Origin of the sequence: Aliivibrio salmonicida LFI1238, from assembly GCF_000196495.1 — a bacterium.
Lineage (GTDB): Bacteria > Pseudomonadota > Gammaproteobacteria > Enterobacterales > Vibrionaceae > Aliivibrio > Aliivibrio salmonicida.
This window is the reverse complement of sequence record NC_011312.1, coordinates 333,500-351,639: the sequence shown is the minus strand read 5'-3', so window position 1 is coordinate 351,639 and position 18,140 is coordinate 333,500. Positions and strand designations below refer to the sequence as shown.

The 18,140-nt window shown below is 40.7% G+C and carries 21 protein-coding genes; 11 read left to right on the top strand and 10 right to left on the bottom strand.

What is annotated here, in order from left to right; translation table 11 throughout:
- Position 1 precedes the first annotated feature (1 nt).
- Entirely contained in the window at positions 2–796 is a 795-nt protein-coding gene (fkpA, locus tag VSAL_RS01795; RefSeq protein WP_012549140.1) for an FKBP-type peptidyl-prolyl cis-trans isomerase, read from the bottom strand.
- Positions 797–925: 129 nt separating this feature from the next.
- On the opposite strand from fkpA, the gene VSAL_RS01790 reads away from it, so the two are divergent.
- Positions 926–1,942, top strand: coding sequence for a WD40 repeat domain-containing protein (locus VSAL_RS01790; RefSeq protein ID WP_012549139.1), 1,017 nt, complete (start codon positions 926–928; stop codon positions 1,940–1,942).
- Positions 1,939–2,163, top strand: coding sequence for a SlyX family protein (locus VSAL_RS01785; RefSeq protein ID WP_012549138.1), 225 nt, complete (start codon positions 1,939–1,941; stop codon positions 2,161–2,163). Before VSAL_RS01790 ends, VSAL_RS01785 begins: the two co-directional genes overlap by 4 nt.
- A gap of 187 nt (positions 2,164–2,350) precedes the next feature.
- On the opposite strand, the gene slyD is transcribed toward VSAL_RS01785, so the two are convergent.
- Genes slyD through kefG form a run of 4 tightly spaced genes read right to left on the bottom strand, consistent with a single transcriptional unit; the run spans position 2,351 to position 5,576 of the window.
- Positions 2,351–2,941: a peptidylprolyl isomerase gene (slyD, locus tag VSAL_RS01780; RefSeq protein ID WP_012549137.1), complete on the bottom strand. Its 591-nt coding sequence runs from the start codon at positions 2,939–2,941 to the stop codon at positions 2,351–2,353.
- 57 nt (positions 2,942–2,998) lie between these two features.
- Positions 2,999–3,193, bottom strand: coding sequence for a YheV family putative zinc ribbon protein (locus VSAL_RS01775; protein ID WP_012549136.1), 195 nt, complete (start codon positions 3,191–3,193; stop codon positions 2,999–3,001).
- A 20-nt stretch (positions 3,194–3,213) separates the two neighbouring features.
- Positions 3,214–5,004: a glutathione-regulated potassium-efflux system protein KefB gene (gene kefB, locus VSAL_RS01770; RefSeq protein WP_012549135.1), complete on the bottom strand. Its 1,791-nt coding sequence runs from the start codon at positions 5,002–5,004 to the stop codon at positions 3,214–3,216.
- A complete protein-coding gene (gene kefG, locus VSAL_RS01765) occupies positions 5,004–5,576 on the bottom strand; it encodes a glutathione-regulated potassium-efflux system ancillary protein KefG (protein WP_012549134.1) in 573 nt (190 codons plus the stop codon). The genes kefB and kefG overlap by 1 nt, the downstream gene beginning before the upstream one ends.
- 148 nt (positions 5,577–5,724) lie before the next feature.
- On the opposite strand from kefG, the gene VSAL_RS01760 reads away from it, so the two are divergent.
- The 7 genes from VSAL_RS01760 to rraA all read left to right on the top strand — a co-directional run bounded on the left by VSAL_RS01760 (position 5,725) and on the right by rraA (position 11,945).
- Positions 5,725–7,656: an ABC transporter ATP-binding protein gene (locus VSAL_RS01760; protein WP_012549133.1), complete on the top strand. Its 1,932-nt coding sequence runs from the start codon at positions 5,725–5,727 to the stop codon at positions 7,654–7,656.
- The gene (locus VSAL_RS01755; protein WP_012549132.1) at positions 7,640–8,122 is read left to right on the top strand and encodes a TIGR02444 family protein; all 483 of its coding nucleotides are present in this window, start codon (positions 7,640–7,642) and stop codon (positions 8,120–8,122) included. Before VSAL_RS01760 ends, VSAL_RS01755 begins: the two co-directional genes overlap by 17 nt.
- A 19-nt stretch (positions 8,123–8,141) precedes the next feature.
- On the top strand, positions 8,142–9,110 hold the full coding sequence (locus VSAL_RS01750; protein WP_012549131.1) for a hydrolase: 969 nt from the start codon (positions 8,142–8,144) through the stop codon (positions 9,108–9,110).
- Positions 9,111–9,144: 34 nt separating this feature from the next.
- Complete coding sequence (locus VSAL_RS01745) at positions 9,145–9,387, top strand: YheU family protein (protein WP_012549130.1); 243 nt, start codon at positions 9,145–9,147, stop codon at positions 9,385–9,387.
- 101 nt (positions 9,388–9,488) lie between these two features.
- On the top strand, positions 9,489–10,358 hold the full coding sequence (locus tag VSAL_RS01740) for a phosphoribulokinase (protein WP_012549129.1): 870 nt from the start codon (positions 9,489–9,491) through the stop codon (positions 10,356–10,358).
- A gap of 87 nt (positions 10,359–10,445) precedes the next feature.
- Positions 10,446–11,354 carry a 1,4-dihydroxy-2-naphthoate polyprenyltransferase gene (locus VSAL_RS01735; RefSeq protein ID WP_012549128.1) on the top strand — a complete coding sequence of 303 codons (909 nt, stop codon included), beginning with the start codon at positions 10,446–10,448 and terminating at the stop codon, positions 11,352–11,354.
- A gap of 93 nt (positions 11,355–11,447) precedes the next feature.
- Positions 11,448–11,945, top strand: coding sequence for a ribonuclease E activity regulator RraA (gene rraA / locus VSAL_RS01730; protein ID WP_012549127.1), 498 nt, complete (start codon positions 11,448–11,450; stop codon positions 11,943–11,945).
- A gap of 257 nt (positions 11,946–12,202) precedes the next feature.
- Here rraA and VSAL_RS01725 read toward each other — a convergent pair whose 3' ends face one another.
- The 4 genes from VSAL_RS01725 to zapB form a co-directional block, all read right to left on the bottom strand.
- Positions 12,203–13,690: an IS66-like element ISVsa2 family transposase gene (locus tag VSAL_RS01725; protein WP_012549008.1), complete on the bottom strand. Its 1,488-nt coding sequence runs from the start codon at positions 13,688–13,690 to the stop codon at positions 12,203–12,205.
- Positions 13,691–13,761: 71 nt separating this feature from the next.
- A complete protein-coding gene (gene tnpB / locus VSAL_RS01720; protein WP_012549126.1) occupies positions 13,762–14,109 on the bottom strand; it encodes an IS66 family insertion sequence element accessory protein TnpB in 348 nt (115 codons plus the stop codon).
- Positions 14,106–14,420, bottom strand: coding sequence for an IS66 family insertion sequence element accessory protein TnpA (tnpA, locus tag VSAL_RS01715; protein WP_012548925.1), 315 nt, complete (start codon positions 14,418–14,420; stop codon positions 14,106–14,108). Before tnpA ends, tnpB begins: the two co-directional genes overlap by 4 nt.
- Before the next feature lie 285 nt (positions 14,421–14,705).
- Positions 14,706–14,948, bottom strand: coding sequence for a cell division protein ZapB (zapB, locus tag VSAL_RS01710; RefSeq protein WP_012549125.1), 243 nt, complete (start codon positions 14,946–14,948; stop codon positions 14,706–14,708).
- 367 nt (positions 14,949–15,315) lie between these two features.
- Here zapB and glpX point away from each other — a divergent pair, with 367 nt between their 5' ends.
- Together glpX and VSAL_RS01700 are read left to right on the top strand one after the other, a co-directional pair.
- On the top strand, positions 15,316–16,323 hold the full coding sequence (gene glpX / locus VSAL_RS01705) for a class II fructose-bisphosphatase (RefSeq protein ID WP_012549124.1): 1,008 nt from the start codon (positions 15,316–15,318) through the stop codon (positions 16,321–16,323).
- Positions 16,324–16,773: 450 nt separating this feature from the next.
- The gene (locus tag VSAL_RS01700; protein ID WP_044583160.1) at positions 16,774–17,061 is read left to right on the top strand and encodes a DUF3135 domain-containing protein; all 288 of its coding nucleotides are present in this window, start codon (positions 16,774–16,776) and stop codon (positions 17,059–17,061) included.
- A gap of 8 nt (positions 17,062–17,069) precedes the next feature.
- Here the strand turns inward: VSAL_RS01700 and VSAL_RS01695 are convergent, their stop codons facing one another.
- On the bottom strand, positions 17,070–17,951 hold the full coding sequence (locus VSAL_RS01695) for an IS982-like element ISVsa6 family transposase (RefSeq protein ID WP_012548944.1): 882 nt from the start codon (positions 17,949–17,951) through the stop codon (positions 17,070–17,072).
- Between the last annotated feature and the right edge of the window lie 189 nt (positions 17,952–18,140).

The window sequence follows — 18,140 nt, the reverse complement described above, 5'->3', positions numbered from 1 at the left end:
ATTATTTTGCAGGTTTTGCTGCGTCTTTAATTTCTAGCAATTCAACATCAAATACCAATGTTGAATTTGCAGGAATCGCTTGGTTACCTTGAGCGCCGTAACCTAATTCAGCAGGAACAACGAACTTGTATTTAGAACCCACGTTCATTAATTGAACACCTTCAGTCCAACCTGGAATTACAGCATTAAGAGGGAACGTAGCAGGTTGCTTACGATCATAAGAGCTATCAAACTTAGTGCCATCAATTAACGTACCAGTGTAATGAACTACAACGGTATCTGTGTCTTTTGGTTTAGGGCCATCAGCAGGTGTAAGTACTTTGTATAACAGACCTGATTCCGTTTTTATTACGCCGTCTTCTTTTGCAAACTTAGCACGATAATCTGCCCCCGCTTTAATATTTGCTTCAGATTCAGCAGCCGCTTTCTTTTTACCGATTTCAGCAACACGTTGATCTAATGCTTGTAGAGCGCCTTGAATTTGCTCATCAGTTAGACGTTCTTTACCGTTAAATACATCCGTTACGCCAGCAAGCACATCGGCTTTTTTCAGGTCTAAGCCTAGTTCTGTTTGTTTCTCTAAATTAGAGTTTAAGTATTTAGCCAATGATGCACCGATTGCATAACCCGCTTTTTCATCTTCAGAAGCAAATGTTGATGCTGTTGCGCCTTCTGCTGATGCTTCAATTTTTGCAGGTAGCGTAGTTGCTTCTGTTTTTGGTGCTTCTTCTTTCTGACAACCAACAACAAATGCAACAGTTGCAGCAAGTAGCGATACTTTAAAGATAGATTTCATTTCAAAACTCCGAATTATTTGAGGTGCTGCCTCATTTTCTTATTCAATTATTTAGATAAAGATGCGAAATAGTGCTCATCACAATATACTAGTACTTATAGACACATTACAAACGAGTAGTTCAATTTGATGCGCGTTATCTCTCAATACCTTGCAATATTTGTCATTACACTGACATTAGCTGGCTGTTTCTTTAATAACTCTGACGTTCAACGTTGGGAGATGGCCCCTGAAGGAACCACCAGTTTCGCTTTAAGTAGAGACGCACGGTTTGCTTTATTCTATGTAAAACCTCACCCCAAAGATAAAAATCCTCAATTAAATAAAAAAAGTGGCCTCCATTTTTGGGATCTCATTGAGAATAAAGAATTAACGTATTTTGGTGAGCAAGACCAACTTAAGTCTGTCGTCTCCCATATTAAGATTTCAGACAACTCTCGTTTTGCTATTACGGCAACCCAAACTAATTTTGCGGTCTGGGATTTGGGTATGGGCGTATCTGAAGGATTATGGTCCATCTCTGATGGCATTATCCGTGATGTCGATATTTCAAGTAATGGACAGCAAGTCCTACTTGGTTTATCTAACGGTAAAGCGATTTATATTGATTTAGCAACGGGGCGCCGTTTGGAGTTTTTGGCTCATAGAGAAAAAATAAACTCTGTCGCCCTATCTGCAAATGGGAAATTTGCGCTCTCTGGAGGAAATGACCATTTTGCTTATTTTTGGGATACCACTACAGGGCAAATTATATATACTTTTGAACATGATAAACGAGTAAGCCGCATTGCTTTGCAGCGTGATGGGAAATTTGCATTAACTGCCGATGGTGGAAATGAAGGCTTTATTTGGGATTTAAAAACCGGTCAAAAAATATCAACATTGAGCACTTTTTCTCGTCAGCAAGTATTTTCTACTGCCCGTTTTAGTGATGATGGCAATTATCTTGTTACCGGTTCCCCTGCTGGTACGATAAAATTATGGAATATACCCTCAGGTAAGAAACAAGAACAATGGCGAGCTGAACCACTAAAAGATGCACGCCCACCAACAGCCGTAGTGTATGATGTCGCTATTGATAAAAAACAACGAGTCATTTCAGCCACCTCAGCCGGAATAGCTCAAGCGTGGTTGATAGAAGAATGACAACAGACATAAAACAACTAGAACTAAAAATCAGTGATTTAGAATGCCAAATGGCGTTCCAAGAACAAACAATTGATGAATTAAACGATGCGTTATCACAACAACAATTGCTGATCACCAACATGCAAGTTCAAATGAAATTTGTTGTAGGCAAAATGAAAACGATGGATACGTCAAGTATGGCGGATGCATCAGAAGAAACGCCACCACCACATTACTAAGAGCAGGGGCGAGAGTCGAGAACGCTACGCTCTAGGGACGAGGAAGAGTAAATCGAGCACTCAGAAACCTAAAAACACAAAAACCGTAAATGCATCAGCACCTACGGTTTTTTAATTTCTACAGTACGAAGCTCTTCCTCGCCCCTAAACTCTCAAGCGAAGCGTCCTCGTTTCTGTTCTTAAAAGATTACTTAGAGCAGTTACCGCTACCACAACACTCATGATCTTCTTTGTGCTCGTGAGAATGGCCTTCGCCACCACAACAACCGCCTTCATGATCATGGTCGTGTCCGTGATCGTGACCACAGCCACCTTCTTGATGAACATGACCATGAGTTGCTTCTTCTTCAGTCGCAGCACGAACCGCAATCACTTCAACTTCAAAGCCTAGTGTTTGACCAGCAAGCATGTGGTTACCATCAACAACAACTTCGTCGCCATCAACTTCCGTTACTTCTACAGGAATTGGACCTTGATCGGTGTCAGCAAGGAAACGCATGCCAACTTCAATTTGCTCAACGCCTTGGAATACATCAGCAGGAACACGTTGAATCATCTCATCCATGTGCTCGCCGTACGCTTCTTCTGGAGCAACAGTGATGCTGAACTTATCGCCTGCAACTTTGCCTTCAAGTGCTTTTTCAAGACCAACAATCAGATTGTCGTGGCCGTGTAAGTAATCAAGAGGTGCTTCAGCTGTTGATTGATCAACAACAACGCCTTCTTCAGTTTTAACTTGGTAAGCAAGGCTAACTACAACATTCTTTTCAATTTTCATTTTAACTCCGGATGCACTTCGCATTAAAGGATGATATTTATTGCCACAAAGATAACGCTATTCAGGTTTAAATACACCAATAACATCATCTTGAGCGTGTTTGCTTGTTTCTATCGATTTCGGGGTTCTGCGATCCATATGACCACACTCCACACATTCGACATGCTCAATATTACTTTCTTGCCACCAACGTAGAGTGTCTGACACTTTACATGACGGACAAACTGCACCCGCAATGAATCTTTTTTTCACGGTAAATATCCTTGTGCAAATTAATCCCAGTGAGCCTGGTTTGAACGTTCACTTTCCATTTCCAAACCAAAAATCTCTTCTAACTCTATTCGAGCGGCTTTCGCTTTAGAAGCCAGAATTTTGTCATCTGAATGCAATGGTAACAATTCTTTTAGCATAGCAACATCTAACTTTTTAAAATGCGACTCTGCACGCTTGGCCTGATAAGGATGCATACCCAAAGATGTGAGGGTTTGTCGTCCTAAATCAAGGGCTCCATAAAAAGTTTCTCGAGAAAAGTGATCAACCCCTTCATTGAGTAACTCATACGCTTCTACTCGGCTACGAGCACGAGCCAATATTTTTAAGTGAGGGAAATGTTGTTTACATAACGCCACAATCTCCATCACCTTCTGAGGATCTGTTTTACAAATCACGATTGCTTCTGCTTTTTCGGCTCCTGCGGCTCTTAATAGTTCAACTTGAGTCGCATCACCGTAATACACTTTATAACCAAATTTTCTCAGCAAACGAATTTGACTTGGATCCCCTTCTAAAATGGTTAACTTAATTTTATTCGCAAACAACAAACGACCGACAATCTGACCAAATCGACCAAAACCGGCTATGATCACTTTTGGCTGGGTGGCGTGGGTGAAATCAGATAACGGCATCTCTTCTTCATGGTTCAATGTTCTTGCAAACCATTTATCTTGAGCAATCAATAGCAATGGCGTCGTCATCATAGACAAACTGACCACCACTAATAAAAACGCCGTCAATTCCTTACTCAACAAGCCTTCCATTTGTGCCGCAGTAAACAAGACAAACGCAAATTCCCCCCCTTGGCTTAAAATCATCGCCATTTGGCTTCGGGCTTTGGCTTGCGTTCCAAAAGTTCGAGCTAAACCGTAAAGAAGAAATCCTTTTGATGCCACTAATAAGGTAACAGCAATGACTATTTCGACTGGGTACTGAAGTAATAAGCCTAAATTGACCGACATACCAACAGCAATAAAAAACAAACCTAACAACAATCCTTTGAAAGGTTCAATCGCAACCTCTAACTCATGACGAAATTCACTTTCGGCCAATAACACACCAGCGAGAAAAGCCCCTAACGCCATGGATAACCCAAGTTCTTTCATTGCTGCCGAAACACCGATAACAAGCAATAACGCGGCGACAGTGAACAGTTCTCGCGCGCCACTTTTAACAACATAGCTAAATAATGGACGTAATAAGAAATGCCCTAACGTAAAAATACCAATTACGCCGGCGAGTACCCATAATCCATCGAGCCAATTACCACTTGCGCCACCCGCTAATACTGGCAATACCGCTAACATAGGAATGACGGCAATATCTTGGAACAACAACACCGCAAAACCTGACTGACCACTTTCTGAATCAGATAACTTCCGCTCTTCAATGACTCGTAACGCAATGGCCGTTGAAGACAAAGCCAATCCCATACCGATAACGACACTGACTTGCCACGCCAAACCATAAAACATCATTGCAGCGGTGATCACACACGATGTCACCACCACCTGACTGCCGCCTAAACCAATAATAGGTTTTCGCATTTTCCATAATTTATTGGGGTTCAGTTCCAAGCCTATTAAAAATAAAAGAAGCACCACGCCAAATTCAGAGAAGTGCAAAATAGCATCAACATCTGAAATAAGTTGTAATCCCCACGGTCCAATAGCGATGCCCGCGAGTAAATAACCGAGTACAGCCCCTAAGCCAAATCGTTGAGCCAATGGCACCGTAACCACAGCAGCAGCTAAAAATATCGCACTGGTATGTAGCCAATCGCCTGCCATTAGAGTTCTCCCTTAGGATTTAATAACCAGTTTCTGTAATCATTAATATAAGACTGTCTTTTTTCTATCGTAATTTTACGTGCCCAATATTGCACTGACGGTGTTATCCACTCCATCTGACACAACGCCGCCGTGATCTTAAACGGAATTAAAATATCATCCATTGAATGTTGGTTATAACCCGTCTCAGAAAATGCCTCTTCAATACCACCCGCAGTAATCACACTACGCCACTGCTTACCTTTTAGAGCATTTCCCTCACCATAGGCGAATCCCTTTCCAAGTACGCAGTCCATCCATTCTTTTAGCAGAGAAGGGCAAGAATAAAGATATAACGGATGTTGAAAAACAATAATATCGTGCTGTGCGAGTAATTCATGCTCGTACACAACATCAATAAAAAATTCAGGATAAGTAGCATATAAATCATGTACGGTTACATGAGGCAACTGCTGGTAAGCCGCTAAAATGGCTTTATTTGCAATCGAATGTTCTGGATCGGGATGCGCGAGGATAACCAATATTTTTGGCAACGGAGTGGATGTTAATAGCACGTCATTAGATTGAGTCATAAATTCCTTTCAGACTTCTCTTTTTATTGTTCTAAATGAGTCATTGCCTCCATCATACAGACTATTTCCATATCGACAATCTTCCCTCTTCCGCCTACTATGCTCCTCGTATTCTACATTTAGCCAATAAAGAGATGAACACCACAGCATGATTACTTTTTCAGACATTCAATTACTTCGTGGCGGGAAGCCATTATTAGAACAAGCATCAGCAACCATTCACCCTGGTGATAAAGTTGGCTTGGTCGGAAAAAACGGCTGTGGTAAATCCACTCTTTTTGCCTTAATTAAAGGCGAACTAAGTGTTGATGGCGGCTCAAATCGAGTTCCTCACCATTGGGAACTCGCGTGGGTAGCGCAAGAAACTCCGGCATTAGAGCGTAAAGCACTGGATTATGTTATTGATGGCGACCGTGAATATCGCAACTTAGAAGCTCAACTCATCGAAGCCGAAGAAGCCGATAACGGAACATTAGTTGCTGAATTACACAGTAAGATCGACATCGTTGGTGGTTATACCATTAACTCACGTGCGGCTGAATTATTAAATGGTTTAGGCTTTTCACAACAACAGATGGATTGGAATTTAACTCAATTCTCTGGTGGCTGGCGTATGCGTTTAAACTTAGCTCAAGCACTACTTTGCCACTCGGATCTTTTGTTACTCGATGAACCAACCAACCACTTAGATTTAGATGCCGTTATGTGGCTAGAGCGTTGGTTACAAAACTACCCAGGCACCTTAATGCTCATTTCTCATGACCGCGATTTTCTGGATCCAGTAATCAATCGTATTGTTCATGTTGAGAATCAGCAACTAAACGAATATACCGGTAACTACTCATCGTTCGAGATCCAGCGTTCTGAAAAACTAGTGCTGCAACAAGCGAAATATCAGAAGCAACAAAAGAACATGTCACATATGCAGTCCTACATAGACCGTTTCCGTTATAAAGCCTCTAAAGCTCGCCAAGCGCAAAGTCGTATTAAAGCACTAGAGAAAATGGAAAAAGTATTACCTGCACAATTAGACAACCCATTTACGTTTAATTTTAGAGAACCTGATGCTCTGCCAAATCCAATTTTAATGATGGATGAAGTAAGTGCCGGTTACGAAAACAATACCATCCTAGAACAAATTCGATTGAATTTAGTTCCAGGTAGCCGCATTGGTCTATTAGGTCGAAATGGCGCTGGTAAATCGACCTTAATCAAAATATTGTCCGGTGAACTCGCACCTCAAAGCGGCATATTCACGTATTCTCAAGGCGTGAAAATTGGGTATTTTGCACAACACCAATTAGAAACGCTGCAAGTTGAAGAAACGCCACTGCAACATCTAATGCAAGTTGCCCCTAATCATACCGAGCAACAGTTACGTGATTACTTAGGCAGCTTTGGTTTTAAAGGCGAAAAAGCCTTAGATAAAGTGGGTCCGTTTTCTGGTGGAGAAAAAGCACGCTTAGTTTTAGCTCTCGTTGTATGGCAAAAACCAAACATGCTGCTACTCGATGAACCAACCAACCACCTTGATTTAGACATGCGCCAAGCCTTAACCATGGCGCTGCAAACCTTTGAAGGCGCAATGGTTATTGTTAGCCACGATAGATATCTACTGCGTGCAACAACGGATGATCTTTACCTCGTTCACGATCGTCAAGTAATGCCTTTTGATGGTGACTTAAACGATTACTACAAGTGGCTAACAGAACAAAATAAATCAGAGCGCAAAGAACAACTGCAACAAGATAAACAAGACAGTCCAAGCGCCTCAACCAGCTTAAGTGCGGCTGAGAAAAAAGAACAAAAACGCAAAGAGGCTGAATTCAGAAAACAAATCGCCCCACTGCGTAAAGAAGTAACAAAGCTTGAAAAGAAAATGGACGCTCTGAATAACACCATAAGTAAAGCAGAAGAAGAATTGGGTGATGTCTCCCTGTATGAGGCAGAAAACAAAAAACGCTTAACCGAAGTATTAGCAACTCAAGCATCAGCAAAATCAGAGCTAGAAGATGTTGAGATGGAGTGGATGGATCTTCAAGAACAAATTGAAGAAAAAGAAAATGAAGCCCGCTCATAACGGAATATTGACCCCAACCCAACAGGCGCAGTTAACCACTGATGCCTTTTGGGCTTTTTCTCTATCCCACTATAAAAAAGAAGGTGTGCAGCAAGCATGCCTTACTCTTCAAGACCAATATTCTGGTAACGTAAATTTAGTGCTCTTATTCATATGGCTAGATTCACTTGCCATTTCTATTTCAAAAACACAACGCCATCAGCTTCAAGATGCCCTTTTTTATACAGACCCACTACTTATCTCTTATCGTTCATTAAGAAAAAACATCAAACTTACTGAGTCAAAAACGCTTTATCAACAAGCCCTTAATTTTGAATTACAGTTAGAAAAGCAGCAACAACATGATCTATTACACACACTGCATCGTATTGATTTAAACCAAACTCAATTAACGCATTCAACGTTACTTTCTCTTTATTGCGTTTCGCTTAATGCCCAAAGTTTGCTCAATACATTACACCCTTAATGACCATAAGTGATGACCTATGATGGATCAATTTACGCCAATAACCGGGTTATCAAACGCCCATATTCAAACCTTATTACCGCGATTGCTGCGTCGTCACCCCTTATTTAATGCGTATTGGCAACGACTCGAATTACCCGATGGTGACTTTGTTGATTTAGCCTGGAGCGAAAATCCAAACACCGCAGGTAACAAACCTCTGTTCATTTTATTTCATGGGTTAGAGGGAAGCTTTGAAAGTCCTTATGCGAATGGATTATTATCTTCAGCCAAAGAACAAGGTTGGTTAGGGGTAATGATGCATTTTAGAGGGTGCAGTGACGTACCTAATCGTTTAGAAAAAGCCTATCATTCAGGTGAAACCGAAGACGCTCGTTTCTTCCTAGAAACCATCCATGACCGCTTTCCAAATCGAGTCAAAGTGGCTACTGGCGTTTCTCTTGGCGGCAATATGTTGGTTAACTACTTAGCAAAATATAACTCGAATACATTACTCAATGCCGCCACCATTATTTCCGCACCTTTAGATTTATCGGCGTGTTCAGAGCGAATTCAACAAGGATTCTCTCGTGTATACCAAGGGTATTTGTTACGCTCATTAAAAACCAATAGCATCAAAAAGTTAAATAGCACAAGAAAACATATCGTTGGTTTAGACAAAGACATGATTGCCGCCATTCCTGACTTACTGCAATTTGATAATTTAATCACCGCCCCCCTCAATGACTATGCCGATGCCCAAGATTATTATCAGCAATGCAGCGGGTTACAATTTCTCAATGACATCAATATTCCAACACGGATCATTCACGCCAAAGACGATCCTTTTATGACAACCGCGGTGATCCCTACTCATCCTCTTCCTAACTGTGTACACTATCAACTCACGGAACATGGGGGCCATGTTGGCTTTATTAATGGCTCAATGACCAAACCAAACTTTTGGCTAGAAGACACCGTAAATCGGTGGTTTCAAACTGTTGTGTAACGCTCTTTAATTTAGATTAGGATTAGATAGAAGTATGATCATTCCTTGGCAAGACATTGCTCCAGATACGCTAGAAAATTTAATTTCAGAATTTGTACTGCGAGAAGGCACGGATTATGGAGAAATGGAATGCAGCCATCAAGACAAGATAGAGCAGGTTAAACTACTACTCAAAAATGGTGACGCCATGGTGGTATTTTCAGAGCTTCATGAGACGGTAGATATTCAAACCAAAGCCCGTTTCAACCCAAATATGACCAATCACGACTTTGAGTAATTACGTCACCAAATCACTCACAATTTTTAAACTATAACGTATCATTTAAATCAACCCTGTTATAACATCTTCCCAATTAAGGAAAATAGACAGGGTTTGTCATGTCCGCTAAACATCCAATTATTGCCGTGACTGGTTCATCTGGCGCCGGCACTACCACCACCTCAGAAGCTTTCCGTAAAATGTTCAACATGATGGATATAAAAGCCTCATGGCTTGAAGGTGACAGCTTTCACCGCTTTACTCGTCCAGAGATGGATGTCGAGATCCGTAAAGCAAAAGAACAAGGTAAGCACATTAGCTACTTTGGCCCTCAAGCAAACGACTTTCCTGCCCTTGAACAATTTTTCCATCAATATGGTATTGATGGCAGCGGACAATACCGTCGTTATCTTCACACCTTTGATGAAGCGGTTCCTTTTAATCAAATGCCCGGAACCTTTACCCCATGGCAAGAACTGCCAGATAACACCGATGTCCTTTTTTATGAAGGCCTTCATGGCGGCGTCGTTGATGGAGATATCAATGTATCGCAGCATGTCGACCTATTGATTGGAATGGTGCCGATTGTAAACCTTGAATGGATTCAGAAATTTGTTCGAGATACCCGTGATCGTGGTCATTCTCGTGAAGCCGTGATGGATTCTATTGTTCGATCAATGGATGATTATCTAAATTACATCACACCACAGTTTTCACGTACTCATATTAACTTTCAACGCGTACCCACGGTTGATACCTCTAACCCATTAAACGCCAAAGGCATTCCAAGTTTAGATGAAAGTTTTGTTGTTATTCGTTTTCGTGGTATCGCCAATGTCGACTTCCCCTATTTACTTGCAATGATTGATGGTTCTTTCATGTCACGCCATAACACGTTGGTTGTTCCTGGCGGTAAAATGAGTTTTGCAATGGAGCTAATCATTCGTCCTTTGCTTCAGCAACTTATTGAAACTGGTAAGATTGGTTAATCTCTTTATTAAAAGATCAGTGACAAACTTGGGTATGTGTCGAAAATAGTGAATAATAGAGAGTCTATTCACTATTTTTGCGATGCCATGAAAACTTCTCCTTTTGCTATTTGGCTCAGTGCAGCCCGTCCAAAAACATTACCTTTAGCGCTTGCTTCTATCATGACCGGCTCGGCTCTGGCGTATTGGAATAACCATGCTTCTGCAACCATTACCATAATGGCCTTCGTTACCGCCACTTTACTGCAAATTTTATCCAACCTCGCCAATGATTATGGTGATGCAGTAAAAGGCACAGATAATGATGAACGCCTTGGGCCACAGCGTGCCATGCAATCCGGCCTTGTCACTCAAGCTACGATGAAGAAAGCCATTGGTATTAATATTGTCTTAACCATTATCAGCGGTTTAATCTTGGTTTTTAGCTCTCTTCATCAAACCATGGACATTATCGGATTCATTATTCTTGGTCTTTTAGCGATTGGCGCGGCTATCGCATACACCATGGGTGATAAACCTTATGGGTATCGTGGACTTGGTGATATCTCAGTATTTATCTTTTTTGGTCTACTGGGGGTTGCAGGAACTTACTACTTACAAACAGGCCATTTGTCCTCCTCTTTGCTTCTGCCTGCTATTGCTTGTGGCCTTTTGGCTGTTGCCGTCTTAAATATTAATAATCTGCGTGATATTGATAATGACGCCGCCTGTGGGAAAATGACACTGGCGGTACGCATGGGTCCAAATTGGGGTCGTAAGTATCACGCCATCATCATCGCGATCAGCTTTACGTGTCTCGCCCTATTTAGCGCAACGCAAATCCACTCTTTAGCTGGTTGGTTATTTTTAATCCCGGCACCTTTTGTACTGAATCATGTTATTTCAGTGATGCGAGCACCCGATGGCGAAGCCATTAGACCAATGATGGGAACGGTCGTGCAATGTGCTTTATTCACAAATATCTTCTTCTCACTTGGTTTGTATTTATCTATATAACCTTGAGACTTGTCATAGTAATGACCTAGAAAGTACGTATATTAAAATCTTCACACGTTTAACTGCCACCACAACCAGAAGGTAAGCCTCACGATGGAATATAATACTTCAGCACTTTGTGACATTTATTTAGACCAAGTTGATGTTGTTGAACCAATGTTTAGCCACTTTGGTGCAAAGAGTTCATTCTCAGGACAAATCACGACAATCAAGTGTTTTGAAGATAATGGACTTATTAGCCAACTACTGGATGAAAAAGGTGAAGGTCGTATATTATTAATTGATGGCGGTGGCTCATTACGTCGTGCATTGATTGACGCTGATCTCGCAGCAAAAGCGGCACACAATGGGTGGGAAGGATTGATCGTTTATGGCTGTGTACGTGAAGTCGATTATCTAGAAGAAATAGAATTAGGCATTCAAGCGCTTGCTTCTATTCCTGTGGGTGCAGCAAAGAAAAATGTCGGTGAAATAGATGTTGCCGTCAATTTTGGTAGCGTTACCTTTCTACCGGAAGACTACCTTTATGCCGACTCAACAGGGATCATTATCTCGCAAGAACCATTAGAAGAAATGGGCGAGGAAGAGTAGATCAGACGACTTCGCCTTAAATACCAAAATCTATGAAAGCGGTATAGTCAATAGAAGGGGGAATTAGAGGGGGTTGGGGTTGGTTATGCACATTATCGTAATTCAGATAAACCAAATCTCATCACTAGCAACCCTCCTAACCTCCCCTTATATCAACATCACCGATCTCAATAATCTATCAAGGGGATAAACGGTATTTTGGTCAACGACCACGATCACCTCTGAATCCTGCAAGGGAGCCGTAAGCGTGCGGGGAACTACACCTTGTCTTTTACATTCCAAGGTAAAAGTGAATCGATATCTGGCGATCCAACACATAAACGATCTAGACAATACCTAATATAATCGTAAGGGATTAATCCGTTTGCCTTTGCTGTTTCTACAATGCTGTAAAGCATTGCACTTGAATCTGCACCAGCCGTTGAACCCGAAAATAACCAGTTTTTCCGGCCGATAACAAACGGTTTAACCGCTCGCTCTGCTCGATTGTTATCAATAGATAACAATCCATCATCAATATAACGAACTAATTTATCCCATTGATTTAATGTATAGCTAATCGCCTCACCTAATTTTGTTTTAGGTGATACTCGACTAACTGCGCTATCAAGCCAATCACGGAGCTCTTTAAGTAAATCGCGGGCTTCTGTCTGCCTAGCAACATACTTGGCTTCAGGGGAAGCCTCTTTTAATAACGATTCGATCCGGTATAGCTTTTGGATTTTACTCAATACCCAATCTGCACTCCCTGTTTTCCCTTTTACTTGAACACGTTGAGCCTCAATAAATCGTCGACGTGCGTGTGCCCAACAGCCAACTAAAATCGCTTCAGTTTGTTCATAACCTTGGTAACCATCGGTATGTAAATACCCGTTATAACCTTTTAAAAAGTTAACTGGATGGTAGCCATGCCTGCTAGATTGATAATCATAAAGTACAATTCCAGGCAAAACACCAGAGCCTGGAGAATCATAGCCAGAGCAGTAGACCCACATATAACATTTTGCTTTTTCAACATCCAACACATTTACCGTTGTTTCATCACAATGCAGAGTGGGTTGTTCAAGCAAAATACGATGTAACTCGTTATTAAGAGGGGTAAATAGTACCGAGCATTTTATTAACCAATCCGCCATCGTTCGCCGTCCAATAATGATACCCCATTGCTGAAATAACGTTTCTTGACGATAAAGTGGAAGACTGTATTGAAATTTAGCCGTAATAATTTGAGCAAGTAAACTTGCGGTCGCAATCCCTTTAGGGATTGGTGACGCTGGCATTGGGGCTTGTTTAATGTCTACTGAAGTATTGTTTTTTTCACAATTTCGGCAAGCATATTTAGGACGAACATGTTGAATAACTTCCACTTTAGCTGGTACAAATTCCAACTTTTCACTGATGTCTTTACCCATCGCATGCATCTCTAGACCGCAACACTTACAAGTTTTATCTTTTATGTCGTGGATAATAACAGTACGCGGTAAGTCTTCAGGTAAGCGTTGGCGTTTTGGCTTTTGACGAGTGTAGGTAATCGTTTGTGTGTCATCATTTTCAATGATGATTTCTTCTTCTGTTTCATTGAATAAATCAAATTGAGTCGAGTCAGATTCACTGCTTTTACCAAAGCGCTGATGTTGAGCCAGTCGAAATTGCTCTAGAAGACGGTTATATTTATTTTCAAGCTGAAGCACAAGTGCTTTCAGCTCGTCAATGGTATCAGGAAGTGGTTTTATTTTATCAGTCATGTAGATGACTATATAACGATAATACAGGTAATCAATCGGTTGCCTCCTATTCTTGACTGAGAATCAACTATTTAAAGGGTTGTTTGATAATGTACCGGTTGATGTCCTAAGATATCAAAACCTTGTAATAGCAGTGTCAGTTGCTGCTCTGATAATGCTAACGTATCGTTATTTATATTTCGTGGCCATTTGAAGCGGTCTTCATCTAATCGCTTGTACCATAAAGCGAATCCTGTTTTATCCCAATACAATATTTTGAGTTTATCACGAGGCTTATTGCAAAATATAAATAGAGCATCACTAAACGGTGATAGTTGCATTTCTTGCTCAACAATCACGACAAGGCCATTAATGGCCTTGCGAAAATCGACAAAATCACGATGAAGATAAATGGTGGAAATATCAGTAAATACATTCATGATTGATACCCTTTTAATAAGAGTCCTATCCAGTGAGGTTCAGTATTAGCTGGCAATGTTAATCGCAATTTTCCGATAGAAAGTTGAATATCTGGTAATTGTGGAGTGGCGATGATAGTTGATGTTAACGCTTCTACTTTCAAGAAAGTAGAAGCGTTAATCTTTTGTTTCCATCGTGCTTTACGTGCACTAAATGTCTTTGGCAGAATATTATGGTTACGACAAAATTCAGCGGCACTAAGCTTGCTAGATTGCTGAGATTCAAATAGAGCGTGCCATTGCTCTGGTGTTCTCTTTTTATCTTTTTGCATAATTACGTTCTCGTTAAATGAAAGATCGTAAGATACGCATAATGAATTTTATTTGTTAGGTGTAGTTCCCCGCACGCTTACAGGGAGCCTGCGATCGATCTAAATTCTGATCGAAAAAAAACCGCAGATGCTTTCACATCTACGGTTTCAAATTCATTTCATTTTAACCAATTCTACATTTTGGCTAAATAGATTTCATTAGTTCAAAGTGAAAACACCGCGCTTACGATAGTAAGTGAGCATCGACAACGCAGAAATAATGAAAGCTATGACGAAAAAATAGAATTACTCTACTTCTTCCATCTTACCTAATAAACCACGGATGCGAGCTTCAAAACTAGCTTGCTCATCACGTGCTTTCTGAGCTTCTTGCTCAACTTCAGAACGACCGTTATTTGCTTGCTCAAGATTTTGAGTTAGCTCTGCGTTCGTTTCTTTTAATTCTTCAACTTCCATTTGTAGCAGTGCGATTGTATCTACTGCCATCTGAACTTTAGCTTCTAGTTGTTCTAATATTTCTAAAGACATTCCTGCCACCTTAACTGTAATTCTAATTGAAATGCAGGGGCATTATTGATTCCCTGCGAAACTTGTTTTCTATTCTACTCAGCAATTGCAATTCTGCCATAGTGTTATTCATTAAATTGCATTATATGAACAAAAAAAAGACAGTTTTAACCAACATCTGACCTTATTTCTTAAGATTAAAACGAACCTCATACTAAAACTAGAAATTTAGCCTGATTATTTGAGTTCAACCACATGATTTTTAGTCCCATTATCTTCTTTAAATTTCATCAAAAATAACTCTTTCACCTAAAAAGCAAACGTTTCCTTTTTTGTTGTGATAAAATCTTCGCGATTTTTATCCATTCATCGATTATTCGGAGCAAATATGAAACGCGATCTAGCAATGGCTTTTTCTCGAGTTACTGAAGGTGCCGCACTGGCTGGTTACAAATGGCTTGGCCGTGGTGATAAAAACGCTGCCGATGGCGCTGCTGTTGAAGTAATGCGTACTCTTCTGAACAAAACTGACATCAGTGGTGAGATTGTTATTGGTGAAGGTGAGATCGATGATGCACCTATGCTATATATCGGCGAGACCGTCGGTACCGGTGGTGATGCCGTAGATATCGCAGTTGACCCAATTGAAGGAACTCGCATGACAGCAATGGGGCAATCCAATGCACTTGCTGTACTTGCTGCTGGCGAAAAAGGCAGTTTCTTAAAAGCTCCTGATATGTATATGGAAAAATTAGTTGTTGGTCCTGGTGCTAAAGGTGCAATCGACCTTAACCTTTCTCTCGAAGAAAACTTAGAGAATGTCGCTAAAGCATTAGGCAAAACACTAGATACGCTAGTTGTAACCACCCTTGCTAAACCTCGTCATGATGTCATGATCGCGAAAATGCAAAAAATGGGCGTTCGTGTATTTGCTGTGCCTGATGGCGATGTTGCGGCTTCAATCCTAACGTGTATGCCAGACAGTGAAGTTGACGTAATGTACTGTATCGGCGGAGCACCTGAAGGGGTAATTTCTGCTGCCGCTATCCGCGCATTAGATGGCGACATGCAAGCTCGTCTTCTTCCTCGTCACGAAGTGAAAGGCGATACAGAAGAAAACCGAGCTTATGGTGAAGAAGAGCTCAAGCGCTGTAAAGAAATGGGCGTAGAAGCGAACGTTATCTTAAAAATGACAGACATGGCTCGTAGCGATGATGTTGTATTTGCAGCAACTGGGATCACGAAAGGTGATTTGCTAGAAGGCATTACTCGCCAAGGCAATATCGCAACAACGGAAACACTGCTTATTCGTGGACGTTGTCGCACCATTCGCCGCATTAAATCAATTCACTACCTAGAGCGTAAAGACGCAGAAGTGAGAGATTTTATTCTTTAATTAAAAGCGGGAAGATCGGTCCTATGGGCCTAGTTCCTGTGACGTAAATTTGAACCGTGGATGTGAGAGCATCTGCGGTTTTTTATTTTAAGAGAATTTAAGTTTCAGATCGGTCGCAGGCTCCCTTGCAGGATTCAGGGGGATCGTTGTGGTTACAGCGAATAATAAACAATCCCCTCCCCTTAATAAGGGGAGGGTTAGGGAGGGGTTACTACGATAAAGGTTGAATTGAGTTCATAGTTAACTTGATCTATGCGCTGTAAGTTCTGACCCCCTCCCAACCTCCCCCTTAGTAAGGGGGAGGAGCTAAAGTCAAAAGCAAGCGCCCTGAATCCTGCCCTTTCATCTCAAAAAAGACACATGCCTTAAATATCCCTCATCCCACTTTTCCAAATATCAAAAAGCCGACTAAGCTGAATGTATTGTTATAAAAAGACAAGGAGTCAGCCAATGCCTAATTCTTATCATCAAACCGCCTTACCTTCATTTGACGAACTTAAAGCATTAGCAGAAAAGGATCCTGAACAATTAGAGACATTACGCCACCAATTAAGTATGGAGTTTATTGAAAGCCTTCCAGAAGAGCATCAAGGACCATTACTTGCTCAGCAAAGTCATATAGAACGTGTCATAAAAAGAGGCAATAACCCTAACCATATCAATATATTATTAGGACACGAACTCGGTAAGCAATTTGTTCGTTTTGCCAATTGCCTAAATAACCTGAATTCTGGATAAAACATGCTTTAAGCGAGGATTAGTTCAAATTCACATTCTGATAGCTTAATTCGTGGCTTTTGTTTTTTTAAACAATAAGCCACAACGCCTGAAATTACATTTAGCATGAAACCAGTCACGCTACGATGACGGCTATGTTCAATTTGAGAGATATTCTTCAATTGGTCATTTATCGTTTCGATAATGTATCTCTTTGATAACATAGCCTTATCAAAAGCACTTATCTCTTTTGCTTTCATGTTTTTTCGCGAGGTAGTCACTAAATCGACATCAGAGTTCTTTAAGCTCTCACTCAACTTTTTACCTATGTACCCTTTATCAGCGTACAATTTCCCCGAGAGTTCTTTGCATAAATCAGGTACAGGAGTCCTATCATTTACATTGCCAGCTGTGATTTTCAGCGAAATAATTTCTCCAAGATGGTTAATCAATAAATGAAGTTTGAAGCCGAAAAACCATCCCATGGTACCTTTTCCTCTTTTCGCAACACCATCAAAGACTTTATGGCGAGGAATTCGAATGTTATGGCATACTTTAAGACTCGTGGAGTCAACAAAAGCAATGCCAGTCGGCTTACCTTTGATAGATTGAAAATAGGCACACATTGGGGCGATTAGGCTAGGCATTTTGCTCACAAATCGAGTGTAGCTAAGTAAATTTGGAAAGTATCCTTTCCAATATTGATGAACTAACCCGATATAGAAGTTCTTGAAATCTCTATGATTTGATTGATGAAAAGCGATGACAATAGTCATACATTCACTAGTAGACATTACTGACTGACGTTTTCTTTTTCTCTCACTAGCCTCAACAAGGTATTTTTCCCATTGAGATAAGAATTGATAACAAAAATCATCGACATCACAAAATATATCAACTAATTTATTCATCTTGCCCACCTTTTAAAATACGTTCAAATAATTCTTGGTCGAAAGATCTGATCGTTAGGTGGGCAATTAGTTCAGCCTTATCCAGAATTCAGGTTAAATAAACCCATGGATGAGCATCAAGCCGCCGATATTATTCAATTTCCTAATGCTCAATGTAAAATCAAACATTAAAAAATACGCAGGGGCTTT

Coding starts and splice junctions, on each gene's coding strand:
- fkpA (WP_012549140.1), bottom strand. CDS start 796: ATGAAATCTATCTTTAAAGTATCGCTACTTGCTGCAACTGTTGCATTT.
- VSAL_RS01790 (WP_012549139.1), top strand. CDS start 926: ATGCGCGTTATCTCTCAATACCTTGCAATATTTGTCATTACACTGACA.
- VSAL_RS01785 (WP_012549138.1), top strand. CDS start 1,939: ATGACAACAGACATAAAACAACTAGAACTAAAAATCAGTGATTTAGAA.
- slyD (WP_012549137.1), bottom strand. CDS start 2,941: ATGAAAATTGAAAAGAATGTTGTAGTTAGCCTTGCTTACCAAGTTAAA.
- kefB (WP_012549135.1), bottom strand. CDS start 5,004: ATGGCAGGCGATTGGCTACATACCAGTGCGATATTTTTAGCTGCTGCT.
- kefG (WP_012549134.1), bottom strand. CDS start 5,576: ATGACTCAATCTAATGACGTGCTATTAACATCCACTCCGTTGCCAAAA.
- VSAL_RS01760 (WP_012549133.1), top strand. CDS start 5,725: ATGATTACTTTTTCAGACATTCAATTACTTCGTGGCGGGAAGCCATTA.
- VSAL_RS01755 (WP_012549132.1), top strand. CDS start 7,640: ATGAAGCCCGCTCATAACGGAATATTGACCCCAACCCAACAGGCGCAG.
- VSAL_RS01750 (WP_012549131.1), top strand. CDS start 8,142: ATGATGGATCAATTTACGCCAATAACCGGGTTATCAAACGCCCATATT.
- VSAL_RS01745 (WP_012549130.1), top strand. CDS start 9,145: ATGATCATTCCTTGGCAAGACATTGCTCCAGATACGCTAGAAAATTTA.
- VSAL_RS01740 (WP_012549129.1), top strand. CDS start 9,489: ATGTCCGCTAAACATCCAATTATTGCCGTGACTGGTTCATCTGGCGCC.
- VSAL_RS01735 (WP_012549128.1), top strand. CDS start 10,446: ATGAAAACTTCTCCTTTTGCTATTTGGCTCAGTGCAGCCCGTCCAAAA.
- rraA (WP_012549127.1), top strand. CDS start 11,448: ATGGAATATAATACTTCAGCACTTTGTGACATTTATTTAGACCAAGTT.
- VSAL_RS01725 (WP_012549008.1), bottom strand. CDS start 13,690: ATGACTGATAAAATAAAACCACTTCCTGATACCATTGACGAGCTGAAA.
- tnpB (WP_012549126.1), bottom strand. CDS start 14,109: ATGAATGTATTTACTGATATTTCCACCATTTATCTTCATCGTGATTTT.
- tnpA (WP_012548925.1), bottom strand. CDS start 14,420: ATGCAAAAAGATAAAAAGAGAACACCAGAGCAATGGCACGCTCTATTT.
- zapB (WP_012549125.1), bottom strand. CDS start 14,948: ATGTCTTTAGAAATATTAGAACAACTAGAAGCTAAAGTTCAGATGGCA.
- glpX (WP_012549124.1), top strand. CDS start 15,316: ATGAAACGCGATCTAGCAATGGCTTTTTCTCGAGTTACTGAAGGTGCC.
- VSAL_RS01700 (WP_044583160.1), top strand. CDS start 16,774: ATGCCTAATTCTTATCATCAAACCGCCTTACCTTCATTTGACGAACTT.
- VSAL_RS01695 (WP_012548944.1), bottom strand. CDS start 17,951: ATGAATAAATTAGTTGATATATTTTGTGATGTCGATGATTTTTGTTAT.